Source organism: Egibacteraceae bacterium (genome assembly GCA_040905805.1).
In the GTDB taxonomy this organism is placed as follows: domain Bacteria; phylum Actinomycetota; class Nitriliruptoria; order Euzebyales; family Egibacteraceae; genus DATLGH01.
The window spans coordinates 1-13,653 of the sequence record JBBDQS010000086.1; the positions used below are offsets into that span (position 1 = coordinate 1).

The window sequence follows — 13,653 nt, forward strand, 5'->3', positions numbered from 1 at the left end:
ACTTGTGAATCTCGTGGCGCACCCGCTGGCCCCCTACGGGTGGAACGAGCGTGTCCAGGCCCGCGTCCGTGCGGCGGCCGACCCCAGGTTGCCGCCTGGTCGGGTCGCCCGGGTGGACCGGGGCGCACTGACGGCGATCACCGCGTCGGGGACCGTGCGCCTTGCCAGCCGGGGCATCGATGTGACCACCGGGGACTGGGTGCTGCTGAGCGGGGCGGCGGAGCCCGCGGTGGCTGCGGTCCTGCCGCGCTGGTCGGCGCTGGCACGCCACGACGCCGGTCGGGCCGGGGACACCCAGCTGTTGGCCGCCAACGTCGACACCGGGTTCGTCGTGGTGGGGCTCGACCGAGGGCTCAACGTCTCCCGCCTCGATCGGCTGCTGACCATCATCTGGTCGAGCGGTGCCACCCCGGTGGTCGTGCTGGCCAAGGCCGACCTCGTGCCCGCGCCCGCCGCCGTCGTGTCCGAGGCCGAACGGGTCACCGTCGGCGTGGAGGTGGTGGAGGCCAGCAGCCTCTCCGGGGAGGGGATCGACCGTCTCCGCGAGCTCCTGCCGCCGGGGGAGACCGGCGTGGTCATCGGGGAGTCCGGGGCTGGCAAGTCCTCGCTGGTCAACGCGCTGATCGGCGCCGACGTGCAAGCCATCGGCGGCGTTCGCGGCGACTTCAAGGGCCGGCACACGACGCGGGCGCGGGAGCTCGTGCCGCTGCCGGGCGGGGGTGTGCTGCTGGACACCCCCGGCATCCGCGGCGTGGCGTTGACCGCCGGCCAGGAGGGCGGGCTCGAGCACACCTTCGCCGACGTCCTCGAGCGTGCCGCGACCTGCCGGTTCGCCGACTGTGGGCACGAGGTCGAGCCGGGTTGTGCGGTGCAGGCCGCGGTCGCCGCGGGGGAGCTCGATCCGGTCCGGGTGTCCTCCTTCCACGAACTGCGGCGCGAGGTCGCCACGGCGGCGCGGCGCGCCGAGGCCAGGACGGGCCGGACCGCGCCGAAGCGCCAGGACCGCCAGGACCGCCTGGTCCCGCCGCTGCCCGATGAGCGGCGGCGAGACCCCGACTGGTCCTGAGTGTCGGGCGTGGCAGCGCAAGGCCCGCAGCCGGCGGTGGCCGGTGCGGGCCCGGACGGGTCAGCGTCCCTCAGGAGCTGGCCGCCACCGTCCGCCGATCGGTCGAGGCGGTCGGCGCGATATCGTCGACCCGGCGCTTCACGTCGCGGATGCCCAACCCGATGAGGACGAACAGCACGCCCATGGCGATGGCCATGGCCGACACCCCGAACGCCAGGACCGAGGTGAAGAGGGACGCCTGCAGGAACGAGGCGTTCATCGCCGTGTCCCGCAACGGATCGTCGCGGTCGAGCTCGGCGTAGGTCAGGCCGCCGGTGGACTCCAGCGCGTGCTGCTCGATGATCTCGGCCTGGGCGTAGGCGGTGAAGGGGCCGCGCACCGCACGCTCGGGCAGCAGGGCGTCCTCGGGGGTGGTGATGTTCTGGTCGGCCAGCGTGGAGCTGACCACGGACCACGTGCCGATGCCACCGAGGACCAGCAGGATGCCGAGCGCGATGGCGCTGATGGAGGCGATTCGTCGGAAGTCCATATCGGTGGCTCCCTTTCTTGGGTCGTGCCCGCCGCGTGCGGCGAGCCAGGTGAACGAAATTCGTGTCGGGGTGGTGCGGGTGACAACTCAGACAATGGCGTGTCGACACCGTCGGGGGCAGGGGCGAACGACCCCAAGGCCAGGGACGGACGTCCCGGTCGCGGCGTACTCCCTCGCCGACCCCCTGGAGACGAAGCCGAGGACGCCGACACCGACGAGGGCCGGCTCGCCGCCTACGAGGTCCTGCGGCAGATGGTCAGCTGGCTGCGAGCACCGCTCGAGGAGCCCGCGGCGGCATAGCCCGACTCCCAGGGCGGCCTGATGGCTCCCGGCCCCTGCGGGTCAGGTGGTGGTGGCGGCGTACAGGCCCGGCCCGGCCTTGGTGACGGCGTTGCGTCGCACGAGGCTGGACATGGTGCCGCTGACCACCTTCGACGTCGTATCGTCACCGAACTCGTTCAGGATGTCGGTGATGTCTGCGGCCGCCATGGGGTACTGCGCCCGGGTGAGCACGGTGATGATGCGCTCGGTGCGGGCCACGGCCGGGTCCAGCTCCTCTTCGGTGAACTCCAGGTACTCGCCGTCGCCTGCGTCTGTGCCGTCCGCTCGGGCAGCGTCCGCGTCGCGCTCGCTGGTGTCTGTGGGTGCCTGGGCGCGCGCGGCGATCAGTGCCTCGCGGTGGGCGTCGACGTCGGCGATCTGGTCGTTGACCGCCGCCAGCGCCGTGTCCAGGCGCTTGCGACGTTCGTGCAGGAGCGCCAGCTGCTCGTCGATGTCGGTCACCGCGGCATCGATCGCTGCGGCGACGTTGGTCACGTCGGTGGCCACCGCCGCCCGGGCAGCGGCGATGGCGTCCTCAACGGCGGCGGGGTCAGGCATGGCGGCACGGTCCTGTTCGTGGGGGTGACGTCTCAACTCGGTCACCGGGCGCCATGATCCTAGGCCACGACGGGACCAGCCCACCTCCTGAGCTTCGGACGAGCGTGTGGGCGCGACGACAACACCCCGGGAGGCGTCAGGGATCGAGGCGGGGTGGCAGGCCGAACAGCGGGAACAGGCGATCGGTGTCGAGGAAGGCGTGGTTCGCGACCACCCGGCCGCCTGCCATGTCGATGTCGTACCGCTCGAAGGCGTCGACGTAGCGGTCGAGCAGCGTGCGCTGCTCTTCGTCCAGCGGCTGTCGGGCCTCGGTGGCGGTGAGGTTCTGTGCGGCCAGCGAGGCCCGCGCACGCTGCAGGGCGCTGTTCACTGACGCCAGCGAGGTGTCGAGCAGCTCGGCGACCTCCGCAGCCTGCCAGCGCAGGACGTCGCGCAGGATCAGCACCGCACGCTGGCGCGGCGGCAGGTGCTGCAGCGCCGCGATCAGGGCGAGGCGCACCGAGTCGCGCGCGACGGCGAGGTCGGCGGGGTCGTCCCCGAGGGCGAGCACGCGATGGTCGGGCACCGGCTCGACCCACGTCGCCTCCGGCCGGGTGACCAGCCGCGCCTCCGCGACGGTCGACGAGGGCCCGAGGTCCATGGGGCGGGCCCGGCGCCGGCGGGTGTCGGCCATGTCCAGGCAGACGTTGGTCGCGATGCGGTACAGCCACGTCCGCACGGTCGACCGGCCCTCGAAGCGGTCCATGGCCCGCCACCCGCGCACCAGCGCCTCCTGGGCGGCGTCCTCGGCGTCGAACGCGGACCCGAGCATGCGGTAGCAGTAGCCGGTCAGCTCCAGGCGGTAGGGCTCCAGGTCGGGGTGGTTCCGAAGGATGCGGGCATCATAGAAGGGCGCGCCGGCGGGGGAGTGGCCGATCAGCATCTCTACCGCGGTCGCGCCGGGAGGGTTCGCATGGCGCCCGGGCGATGTGACCGGACCAACGCCGCCCGTGTGGGGGTGGTGGTCTGGCCGGGCCGCGTCCCCAGGCAGTGGCCGGGCCACTGTGGGCGGTGACCACGTGGGGGATCGCGTAGGCCAGCTTGGCCAGGTGGCCGGCCAGGTTGGCGTACCACGTGTGGCTGTGGACTAGGTCGCACCCGGCGACGCCGGCGACCATCGCGACGTGCACGCCCGCGCCGCCGTAGACGTCCGGCGGGTACTCGCGGGTGAGCAGCGCCGCCTTCACGTCTCGATGCGCACGTTCTTGCCGATGACGACGACGCCGTTGTCGGAGACGGTGAAGCGCTCGCGGTCCGCGTCGAGGTCCACCCCGATCTGCGCACCCGTCGGGATGCGAACACCCTTGTCGACGATGGCGTTGCGCACGACCGCGTTCCTGCCGACATCGACGTCGTGCAGCAGGACCGAGCCCTCGACCGACGCGTGGGAGTGCACGAACACCCCCGGGGACAGCACCGACCGGGCCACCGTCCCTCCCGACACCACCACACCAGGGCTGACCATGGACGTGTACGCGGACCCGCGGCGCGTGTCGTCGTCGAAGACGAACTTGGCCGGGGGAGTGGGGGGGATCCAGGTGTAGATCGGCCACCGGCGGTTGTAGAGGTTGAAGATGGGGTGCACCGAGATCAGGTCCATGTGCGCGTCGTAGTAGGAGTCGAGCGTGCCCACGTCGCGCCAGTACCCGCTGTCCCGGTCGGTGGCGCCCGGGACGGTGTTGCCGGAGAAGTCGTAGACGTGGGCATCGCCGTTGTCGACGAGCATCGGGATGATGCTGCCCCCGATGTCGTGCGCGCTCGACTCGTCCTTGGCGTCTGCCGCGACCGCCTCCATCAGCGTCGACGTGGTGAACACGTAGTTGCCCATGGAGGCGAAGATCGAGTCGGGGTCGTCGGGGAGGCCGACGGCGACCGACGGCTTCTCGTGGAATGCGGCGATCTTCGGGGCGTCCTCGACCTCGATGACGCCGAACTGGTCGGCCTGGTCTTTCGGGACCCGGATGCCGGCGACGGTCACCCCGGCTCCCGTCTCGATGTGCTGGCGGATCATCTGGCGCGGGTCCATGCGGTAGATGTGGTCGGCGCCGAACACCGCGACGTGCGACGGGCGCTCGTCGTTGATGAGGTTGAAGTTCTGGTAGATCGCATCCGCTGATCCCGAGAACCAGTGCGGACCGCGGCGCATCTGCGCCGGCACGGGCACCACGTAGTTGCCCAGCAGGGGCGAGAGTCGCCACGTCGTGGCGATGTGGCGGTCAAGGCTCTCGCTCTTGTACTGGGTGAGCACGACCACCCGGCGCAGCTCGCCGTTGATGAGGTTGGACAGCGCGAAGTCGATGAGGCGGTACAGCCCGCCGAACGGCACCGCCGGCTTTGCCCTGTCCTTCGTCAGCGGGGCGAGTCTGCGACCCTCGCCTCCGGCCAGGACCATGGCGAGAACATCTCTGTTGGTTGGCATCGCGTCACCCTACCGCGGACGCTATGGTGTCCCGGTCACCGCCCGACAGGAGATGCCATGGGGGCCGCACCGACCAAGATCCTGCTGGACGAGGACGAGCTGCCGCGCCGCTGGTACAACCTCGTCGCCGACCTGCCCGCGCCGCCGCCACCGGTCCTGCACCCGGCGACGCACGAGCCGATCGGCCCCGACGACCTCGCGCCGCTGTTCCCGATGGCCCTGATCGGCCAGGAGGTGACGACCGACCGGTACGTGGACATCCCCGACGCCGTGCGCGACGCCTACCGGCTGTGGCGGCCCTCGCCCCTGTACCGGGCGCACCGCCTGGAGCGGGCCCTCGGGACCCCAGCACGCATCTACTACAAGTACGAGGGCGGCTCCCCGGCCGGCAGCCACAAGCCCAACACCGCGGTCGCGCAGGCGTACTACAACGCCGCCGAGGGGGTCCGCCGGCTCACCACCGAGACGGGCGCGGGCCAGTGGGGCTCGGCGCTCGCGTTCGCCTGTGCCCTGTTCGACCTGTCGTGCGAGGTCTGGCAGGTCCGCGCCTCGTTCGACCAGAAGCCCTACCGCAAGTCCATGATGGAGCTGTTCGGCGCGACCCTGCACCCGAGCCCCTCCGACCGCACCGAGGCGGGGCGCAAGATCCTGGAGTCCGATCCCGACAGCCCCGGCAGCCTCGGCATCGCCATCAGCGAGGCGGTGGAGGTGGCCGCGGGCGACGCCGACACCCGCTACGCCCTGGGCAGCGTGCTGAACCACGTGCTGCTCCACCAGACGGTCATCGGCGAGGAGGCCCTGCTGCAGATGGCCAAGGCCGGCGACACCCCCGACCTGGTCGTCGGGTGCACCGGGGGCGGCTCGAACTTCGCGGGGCTGACCTTCCCGTTCCTGCGCGAGCAGCTGGCCGGCAACCTCGACGCGCGTTTCCTGGCCGTCGAGCCGGCGGCATGCCCGTCGCTGACCCGGGGTCGCTACGCCTACGACTACGGGGACACCGCCGGCATGACGCCGCTCATCAAGATGCACACGCTCGGCCATGACTTCGTCCCCGAGCCCATCCACTCGGGGGGTCTGCGGTACCACGGCATGTCACCGCTGCTGTCCCACGTCTACGAGCTCGGGTTGTTCGACGCGGTCGCCAAGGACCAGACCGAGTGCTTCGAGGCCGGCGTGCTGTTCGCCCGCACGGAGGGAATCGTGCCGGCGCCGGAGCCGACGCACGCCCTGGCTGCCTGCATCGAGGAAGCCCGGCGCTGCACGGAGACCGGCGAGGAGAAGGTGCTGCTCACCGCGCTGTGCGGACACGGCCACTTCGACATGGGCGCCTACGACCGCTACCTCGCCGGTGACCTCGTCGACTTCGCCTACCCGACCGAGAAGGTCGACGAGGCCCTGACCCGCCTGCCCGACGTCGGCCTGTAGGAGCCGCCCGCAGGGGGTGCGCTAGGACCCCAGGGCGGTGCGGGCGCGCTCCACCAGGCGGGTCAGGTCGTCGGGTCCGCTGACGGCGTACTGGACCGCCCGCCGGCGATGGTCGCGCAGGCTGCGCAGGTCACCGACCGCCTGGGCCCGCACGAGCGTGGCGAAGTCGTAGTGGCGCCCGGGCACGTCCGGGCCGCCGGTGGGAGCGTCCACGATCTGCAGCGCCGCGACGGTGGCGGGCCCGCCCTTGTGGAGCTGGCCCGTGGAGTGCAGGAAGCGCGGGCCCCAGCCGAAGGTGGTGGCGACCGTGGTGCGGGCGCGCACGAGCTCGCGGAGGGCGGCGAGCGGCGCGGCCCAGTCCGGCCCCGGCGGCAGGTAGGCCTGCAGGGACAGGTAGTCGCCGGGCTCCAGGCCGGTCAGCAGACCGGCGACGTCGCCCTGCTCGGGCTCGGGCAGCGCCCCGCCGGCGGCCTCGGCCAGCACCGCGCGGGTGTTGGTCTTGGACTCGGTGACGTTGGGCTCGTCGAAGGGGTTGACCCCGAGCAGGGCGCCGGCCAGCGCCGTCGCGATCTCCCACTGCACGAAGGCGCCGCCGACGTCCTCGCGGTCGGTGAGGTCCAGGGTCAGCACCGGGTGGCCCGCGGCGGCGAGCGCACCGGCGTCGGGGCCGGCACCGGCGAGGGTGCAGACGACGAACGCGCGGTCCTCGCCGTACGCCTCGGGGGCCCCGAGGGACTCGCCGACGACGGGGACGACGCCGACGCCGTCCTTGCCGGTGGACTCCGCGACGAGCTGCTCCACCCAGTCGCCCAGGGACGCGAGCGCGTCGGGCAGCAGCAGGGTGAGCTTGTCGCGGCCCGTCCGCGCCAGTCCGCCCATGAACGCCGCCAGCTGCGCGGCAGGGTTCCCCGCGAGCGGGACGCTGGGCGTGCAGCGCGCGTTCATCGCCGCACCCGACGCCCACACCCGGTCGATGTCCACGCCGAGGAGCGCGGCGGGCAGCATGCCGAACATCGAGAGCGCGGAGTAGCGCCCCCCGATGTCGGCCCGGTTGGTCCACACCGCACGCCATCCCTCGTCGCGCGCCTGGGTCTCAAGCGCCGACCCGCCGTCGGTGATCGCCGCGAGGTGGCGGTGGTCGGGCACGACGGCGCCGGCGCGGGCGGCGAAGGCCCGCGTCTCCTCGGTGCCGCCCGACTTGCTGGACACGAGCACCAGGGTGGTGGTGAGGTCCGCGGGGTCCAGGGCGCGGGCCACCGCGACCGGGTGGGTCGAGTCGAGCACGGTCAGCGCCGCGCCGTCGGTCTGGCCGGCGAACACCCGGGCGAACAGCTCCGGGGCCAGGCTGGAGCCGCCCATGCCCGCCAGGAGCACGCGGTCAAGGCCTGAGGCGCGCACCTCCCGGGCGAACGCCGGGAGCTGCTCGCGCCACTCGGGGAAGCCGCCGACGACGTCGAGCCAGCCGAACCGCTCCACGATCGACTGCTGGGCGCCGGGGGAGCGGGTCCACAGGGCCGGGTCGCGGTGGTACAGGCTGCTGACCGCGTCGAGGTCCGCCAGCTCGGCCATGGCCGCCTGGACGGGCTGGAGCTGCAGGACGGACTGGTTGTCGCTCATGCGCGGAGCCTACCTGTGGCAGGCTGGCGCTCTCACACGGCCGGGAGGCGGGGCGCATGCGGGTGGCGCGGTGGCGGGACGCCGCGGGGGAGTGGGTCGGCACCCTGCACGGCACGCAGGTGCGGCCGGCCGCCCGGGTGGGGGGGGCGGCGGAGGGCGACGCTGCCGTCGTCGCCCTGGCCATGGCGGGCGGGCCTCCGGACGCGGCGGGCCCGGCCGTCCCCGTCGCTGCGGTGCAGCTGCTGGCACCGGTCCGGCAGCCGCCGTCGATCCGCGACTTCTCGGCGTTCGAGCAGCATGTGGCCACCGTCCGCGGCGCGCGGGGGCTGCCCGTGCCCGACGAGTGGTACGAGCTGCCCGTCTTCTACTTCTCGAACCCCCACGTCGTCCACGGGCCCGGGACGACGGTGGGCCGTCCCCGCACGGCCCAGCTCGACTACGAGCTCGAGGTGGCGGCGGTCATCGGTCGGGAGGGGCGTGACCTCGACCGGGCGGCAGCCCTGGACGCGATCGCCGGCTACACGGTGCTCAACGACCTGTCGGCCCGGGACGTGCAGGCGCGCGAGATGCGCGCCGGGCTGGGACCGTCCAAGGGCAAGGACTTCGCCAGCGTGCTCGGTCCCGTGCTGGTCACCCCCGATGAGCTGGGGGGCACCCGTGAGCGACCCAGCGCCACGATGGTCGCACGGGTGAACGGGATCGAGTGGTCGCGTGGGGAGCTCGCCGACCAGCACCACACGTTCGCCGAGATGATCGTGCACGCCTCCCGTGACAGCCGCGTGGTCCCGGGCGACGTGATCGGGTCGGGCACGGTGGGCACCGGCTGCATCCTGGAGCTGTCGTCGGTGCACGGCGACGCGTGCTACCCGTGGTTGGCCCCCGGCGACGTGGTCGAGCTGGAGGTCGCCGGCATCGGCGTGCTGGAGACGACGATCACGTAGCCGGTTACCCTGCAGGCAGGAAGGGGGCGCCGACGATGCCGTACTACCGCCGTGTGGGAGAGGTGCCCCGCAAACGCCACACCCAGTTCCGACGACCCGACGGTGGCCTGTACGCCGAGGAGCTGGTCGGGGCGGACGGCTTCTCCTCCGATGCCGCCCTGCTGTACCACCGCCAGATCCCGACGGCGATCGTCGCGGCCGAGCCGGAGACCGCCGGCCCGGACGGCCTCCTGGCGAACCACCCCCTGAAGCCCCGCCACCTGCGCACCCACAGGCTGCGGATCGTCGGGGACGCGGTCCGGGGGCGTCAGCTGCTCATGGCCAACGACGACGTCCGGCTCTCCTACGCGGCGGTCGACGCCACGAGCCCGCTGTACCGCAACGCCGTCGGCGACGAGCTGGTGTACGTCGAGTCCGGGACGTTGACCCTGGAGAGCAGCTACGGGCGGTTGGTGGTGGGCACCGGGGACTACGTGGTGGTCCCGGCCTGTGTGACCCACCGGTGGGTCCCCGAGCCGACCGGGACGCCGTCGCGGCTGCTGATCGTGGCGGCCGCGGGCCACATCGGCACCCCGGACCGCTACCTCACGCGGCGCGGGCAGTTCCTGGAGGCCGCCCCGTACCACGAGCGCGACCTGCGCGCCCCGGAGGAGCCGTTGGTGGTCGAGGCCGGCGAGACCGACGTCCTGGTCGCCCACCGCGGCGGTGTGACCCGCCTGACCTACGCCCACCACCCGTTCGACGTCGTGGGATGGGACGGGTGCCTGTACCCCCACGCCTTCAACATCGCCGACTTCGAGCCGATCACCGGGCGCATCCACCAGCCTCCGCCGGTCCACCAGACGTTCGCCGGGCCACGGTTCGTCGTGTGCAGCTTCGTGCCCCGCAAGTTCGACTACCACCCCGAGGCGATCCCCGCGCCCTACAACCACGCCAACGTCGACTCCGACGAGCTGCTGTTCTACGTGGGCGGGGACTTCATGAGCCGCAAGGGTGCGGGCATCGAGCTCGGGTCGATGACGTTGCACCCCGCCGGGTTCACCCATGGTCCCCAGCCCGGCAGCGTCGAGGCCTCCATCGGCAAGGAGTCCACCGACGAGACCGCGGTCATGCTCGACACCTTCCGCCCGCTGCTGCTCGCGCCGGCCGCGCGGGCGTGCGAGGACGACGGCTACCCGTGGTCGTGGGCGCGCGGCCTGGCCGGTGACGAGCCGGCGCCGCCGGAGTCCATCGCCTGACGTCGCCTGTCCGTCGCCTGTGCGTCGCCGGACCCGCGTCGCGTTTGCACAGCGACGGCTGCGAGGTCGAGCCGGGCGATGAGTGCGGGCTCGATGACCAGCTCGCCGTCGAGGCGCCCGGCCGGCGCTCGCAGCCGCCAACCGATCGGCGTGTCGACGTACACCCGAGGCTCGCCGTCCTCGGCGCGCACGATGATCACGGTGCGGGCGACGCGCGCCGTGGGCCCGGCGGGGGTTCGCGTCAGGGTCGCGGTCGTCATAGCTGTGTATTCGGCGCCGACGACGCTGCGGTTGAGTCCCAGGACGGAAAGTTCGCCGGACGTACACGCTCAGGGACCCAGGAGCACCCAGGCGACCCAGCACGCGATCATCACCGTGCCGATGCCGAACTCGACCAGGGCGGCCAGCCCGAACCCCGTCAGGACCCCCACGGTGACCCGCCACGCCGCGCGGGTGTCATGGAGCCGGGCGGTCTCGGCGAGCCACACGCCCGCCACCGCACCGATCGGCAGCCCGAGCACCGGGATGACCACCATCCCGGTGACCGCGCCCGCCAGGCCGGCCAGCAGGCTGGTGGTCGGCGCACCGCGGGTGGCGCCCCCGCGGGTGGGCAGGGCGAACTGCGCGATCGTGCCGACGAGGGCGAGGACGGTCATGGCGGTGAACGCCGCGGTGCCGACGGCGCCGAACCCGGCGATCAGCCCATAGGCGACGGCCGCCACCCAGATGACGGCCAGCCCCGGCAGGACGGGGACGATCGTCCCCACGAGGCCGAGCAGCATGACCAGGGCGGTGACGGCCACCCCCAGCGCACCCATCACCCATCTAACCCTGACCCCTCAGTAGCGATCTGTACGCACCGTTGCCACGACCCAGGGCTGCTCGCAGCGGGGAGGAGGGCTCAAGGGGTCAGACGATGCCCAGCGCGATGAACGCCAGCGCGGCCAGCGTGGCGAGCATGCCGAGCTGGGAGAGCACGAAGGTGCGGGTCTGCCCCGCCATGTCCGTGCGCACGGCACCCAGCTCCTGGTGCAGCACGGCCGTCAGCCGCCCCTCGACACCTTCCATCCTTCCTTCGACCCCTTCCATGCGGCCCTCCACGCCCTCCATACGCACTTGCGTCGCGGCGGCTTGGGCGTCGATCCGTTCGACCAGCCGGTCGCGAAACTCCACCATGCGCTGGCCCAGGCCGTCCATGCGTTGGTCGAGGCCGTCCATGCGTTGGTCCAGGCCGTCCATGCGTCCCCCGAGTCGGCCCTCGCCGGCGTCGAGGTCGTCTTTGGTGGCGTGATGCCCTCGGGGCAACTGCTCGAGCAATGTCGCGGCCTCCTCCGGCCCGAGCACCTCAACGAGCCGCTGCTCCAGGCGGCGGTGCCGGGCGAGATCGTCAACAGCCATCGTGTCCTCCTGACCGAGATTCGGCAAGGGGCACGGTAGGGCGGGGGTATGACATCGGAGCGTGCGGGGTCGGCCACCCTGTGGACGGGTGGGCAGGGCGAACTGCGCGACCGTGCCGAGGGCGAGGGCCTGTCGTTACGGCTCGTCGCGTGCGATGGGCGCCAGGAACGCGTCGGGGACGGCGAACGCGGCCACCAGGGCGCGGGCATGGGGGCGCACCTCGCCGCAGAGGTCGTTCACCGCCTTGGTGATCGCCTTGCTGCGCGCAGCCGTCAGCCGGCCGTGCTCGAGGAACCACCCACGGTCGCGTTCGATCTGGTGCAGCGCGTAGAGGTCGCAGAGGCGGTCCAGGGTGGCCGCGAGCCCCGCGTCCGCACAGCGGTCGACTGCCCGCACGAACGCCTCCAGGGTCAACCGGTCCACGTGGGCCCGCGCGGCGGTCAGGACGTGGTCCTGGCAGTCGAGGAAGACCGCGAAGGAGTCCTGGCCGGCGTCGACGCCGGCCTTCATCCGCCGGGCAACCCCGGCGAGCACGTGCTCCTCGCGCCACCGGAACAGCTCCAGGTGGAGGGTGCGGTCACCGAGGGCCCCGTCGTCGTCCCGCCGGGGCACCACGCCGCGCAACGCGCCGACGACCTGGCGTGCAGCCGATCGCTCGACGAACGCCTCGACGAGCTGCCCGGTGACGAATCGGGCCATGCCCAAGGGGTTGAGGTCGCTGAACTGCTCGCTGTAGTTGGTCAGCAGGCTCTTGGCGACCAGCTGCAGCAGGACGGTGTTGTCACCCTCGAAGGTCGTGAAGACGTCGGTGTCGGCCCGGAGCGCGGCGAAGCGGTTGACCGCCAGGTACCCCTGGCCGCCGCACGCCTCCCGGCACTCCTGGATGGTGGCCGTGGCATGCGCGGTGGTCGCGGCCTTCAGGCCCGCCGCCATCGTCTCGAGCTGGCGGCGTTCCCGGTCCTCGTCGTCGCCGGTGGTGAAGATCCGATCGAGCTCGGCCACGAGCTCGCCCTGCGCGAAGTGCAGCGCGTAGGTGGTCGCGAGCGCCGGCAGCAGCCTGCGCTGGTGGGTGCGGTAGTCCAGCAGGAGGATCTCCTCGCCGTCCGGCGGGCCGAACTGCCGGCGACGCAGCCCGTAGCGCACCGCGATCGTCAGCGCGCTCTTGGTGGCGCTCAGCGCGGCCCCGGAGATGCTGACCCGCCCTTGGATCAGCGTGCCGATCATCGTGAAGAAGCGCCGGTTGGGACTGTCGATGGGGCTCGTGTACCGACCGTCCTCGGTGACGTGCCCGAAGCGGTCGAGCAGCGCGCTGCGCGGCACACGGACACGGTCGAAGCTGATGTGGCCGTTGTCGACCCCATCCAGGCCGACCTTGTCGCCGCAGTCTGTGATCGTCACCCCCTCGCAGACCGTCCCCCGGTCGTCGCGGATCGGCACGAGCAGCGCGTGCACGCCGTGCGAGGTGCCGTCCACGACCAGCTGGGCGAACACCGCCGCCATCCGCCCGTGCACGGCCGCGTTGCCGATGTAGTCCTTGAGGGCGCCTGCCCGTGGTGTGTGGACCACGAACTCGCCGGCGGCGGGATCGTAGGTGGCGGTGGTCCTCAGTCCCTGCACATTGGAGCCGTGGCCGGTCTCGGTCATCGCGAAGCAGCCCGGCAGCTCGAGGGTGGCGATGGCACGCAGGTAGCGCTCGTGGTGGCTGCGGGTGCCCAGGTGCAGGACCGCGCCGCCGAACAGGCCGAACTGCACCCCCGTCTTGACCAGCAGCGACAGGTCCCCGTGGGCGAGGGTCTCGAAGGCCGCGACGGACCCGCCGATATCGCCGCCGCCACCGAACTCGGACGGGAACCCCAGCCCGGTGTGGCCCGCTCGCGCGAGGCTGTGCGCCCAGGCGTAGACCTGTTCGCGGTACTGCGCACGGGTCATACCCGACACGGGCGCGAACTCCGGGCTGTCGAGCAGCGCGCGGCCGCGCTCGCGCACCGCCCGGTGCTCGCCGTCGAGGAACACGCGCAGCGCGCCGGCATCGGGGTCGGGTGGGCGCGCCGGTGCGGTGGCCATGACCGGCAAGGATGCCAGATGCTAGCCTGCTCGTCCGG

13 protein-coding genes are annotated in these 13,653 nt (G+C 72.5%); 4 read left to right on the forward strand and 9 right to left on the reverse strand.

What is annotated here, in order from left to right; genetic code table 11:
• Positions 1-1,066 (forward strand): ribosome small subunit-dependent GTPase A (rsgA, locus tag WD250_09430; protein MEX2620429.1); only part of this gene is annotated, 1,066 nt, incomplete at its 5' end.
• A 70-nt stretch (positions 1,067-1,136) separates the two neighbouring features.
• Here the strand turns inward: rsgA and WD250_09435 are convergent.
• The 4 genes from WD250_09435 to glgC form a co-directional block, all read right to left on the reverse strand.
• Entirely contained in the window at positions 1,137-1,595 is a 459-nt protein-coding gene (locus WD250_09435) for a hypothetical protein (GenBank protein MEX2620430.1), read from the reverse strand.
• Between the two features lie 342 nt (positions 1,596-1,937).
• The gene (locus WD250_09440; GenBank protein ID MEX2620431.1) at positions 1,938-2,519 is read right to left on the reverse strand and encodes a hypothetical protein; all 582 of its coding nucleotides are present in this window, start codon (positions 2,517-2,519) and stop codon (positions 1,938-1,940) included.
• A 91-nt stretch (positions 2,520-2,610) separates the two neighbouring features.
• Entirely contained in the window at positions 2,611-3,396 is a 786-nt protein-coding gene (locus WD250_09445) for an RNA polymerase subunit sigma-70 (GenBank protein ID MEX2620432.1), read from the reverse strand.
• A 300-nt stretch (positions 3,397-3,696) separates the two neighbouring features.
• On the reverse strand, positions 3,697-4,932 hold the full coding sequence (gene glgC, locus WD250_09450; protein ID MEX2620433.1) for a glucose-1-phosphate adenylyltransferase: 1,236 nt from the start codon (positions 4,930-4,932) through the stop codon (positions 3,697-3,699).
• Positions 4,933-4,989: 57 nt separating this feature from the next.
• Here glgC and WD250_09455 point away from each other — a divergent pair, with 57 nt between their 5' ends.
• On the forward strand, positions 4,990-6,357 hold the full coding sequence (locus WD250_09455; GenBank protein MEX2620434.1) for a TrpB-like pyridoxal phosphate-dependent enzyme: 1,368 nt from the start codon (positions 4,990-4,992) through the stop codon (positions 6,355-6,357).
• Between the two features lie 21 nt (positions 6,358-6,378).
• Here WD250_09455 and WD250_09460 read toward each other — a convergent pair whose 3' ends face one another.
• Positions 6,379-7,974 (reverse strand): hypothetical protein, encoded by a 1,596-nt coding sequence (locus tag WD250_09460; protein MEX2620435.1) that lies wholly within the window; start codon positions 7,972-7,974, stop codon positions 6,379-6,381.
• Positions 7,975-8,030: 56 nt separating this feature from the next.
• Between WD250_09460 and WD250_09465 the strand changes: the two genes are divergently transcribed.
• Together WD250_09465 and WD250_09470 are read left to right on the forward strand one after the other, a co-directional pair.
• A complete protein-coding gene (locus WD250_09465; protein MEX2620436.1) occupies positions 8,031-8,915 on the forward strand; it encodes a fumarylacetoacetate hydrolase family protein in 885 nt (294 codons plus the stop codon).
• Positions 8,916-8,950: 35 nt separating this feature from the next.
• Positions 8,951-10,153, forward strand: a complete 1,203-nt coding sequence (locus tag WD250_09470; GenBank protein MEX2620437.1) for a cupin domain-containing protein — start codon at positions 8,951-8,953, stop codon at positions 10,151-10,153.
• Here the strand turns inward: WD250_09470 and WD250_09475 are convergent.
• The 4 genes from WD250_09475 to WD250_09490 all read right to left on the reverse strand — a co-directional run bounded on the left by WD250_09475 (position 10,087) and on the right by WD250_09490 (position 13,615).
• On the reverse strand, positions 10,087-10,413 hold the full coding sequence (locus WD250_09475) for a hypothetical protein (GenBank protein ID MEX2620438.1): 327 nt from the start codon (positions 10,411-10,413) through the stop codon (positions 10,087-10,089). The two genes, WD250_09470 and WD250_09475, sit on opposite strands and share 67 nt — an antisense overlap.
• 69 nt (positions 10,414-10,482) lie before the next feature.
• On the reverse strand, positions 10,483-10,971 hold the full coding sequence (locus WD250_09480) for a DUF456 domain-containing protein (protein MEX2620439.1): 489 nt from the start codon (positions 10,969-10,971) through the stop codon (positions 10,483-10,485).
• A 91-nt stretch (positions 10,972-11,062) separates the two neighbouring features.
• Entirely contained in the window at positions 11,063-11,551 is a 489-nt protein-coding gene (locus WD250_09485; protein MEX2620440.1) for a hypothetical protein, read from the reverse strand.
• A gap of 135 nt (positions 11,552-11,686) precedes the next feature.
• A complete protein-coding gene (locus WD250_09490) occupies positions 11,687-13,615 on the reverse strand; it encodes an acyl-CoA dehydrogenase (protein MEX2620441.1) in 1,929 nt (642 codons plus the stop codon).
• Between the last annotated feature and the right edge of the window lie 38 nt (positions 13,616-13,653).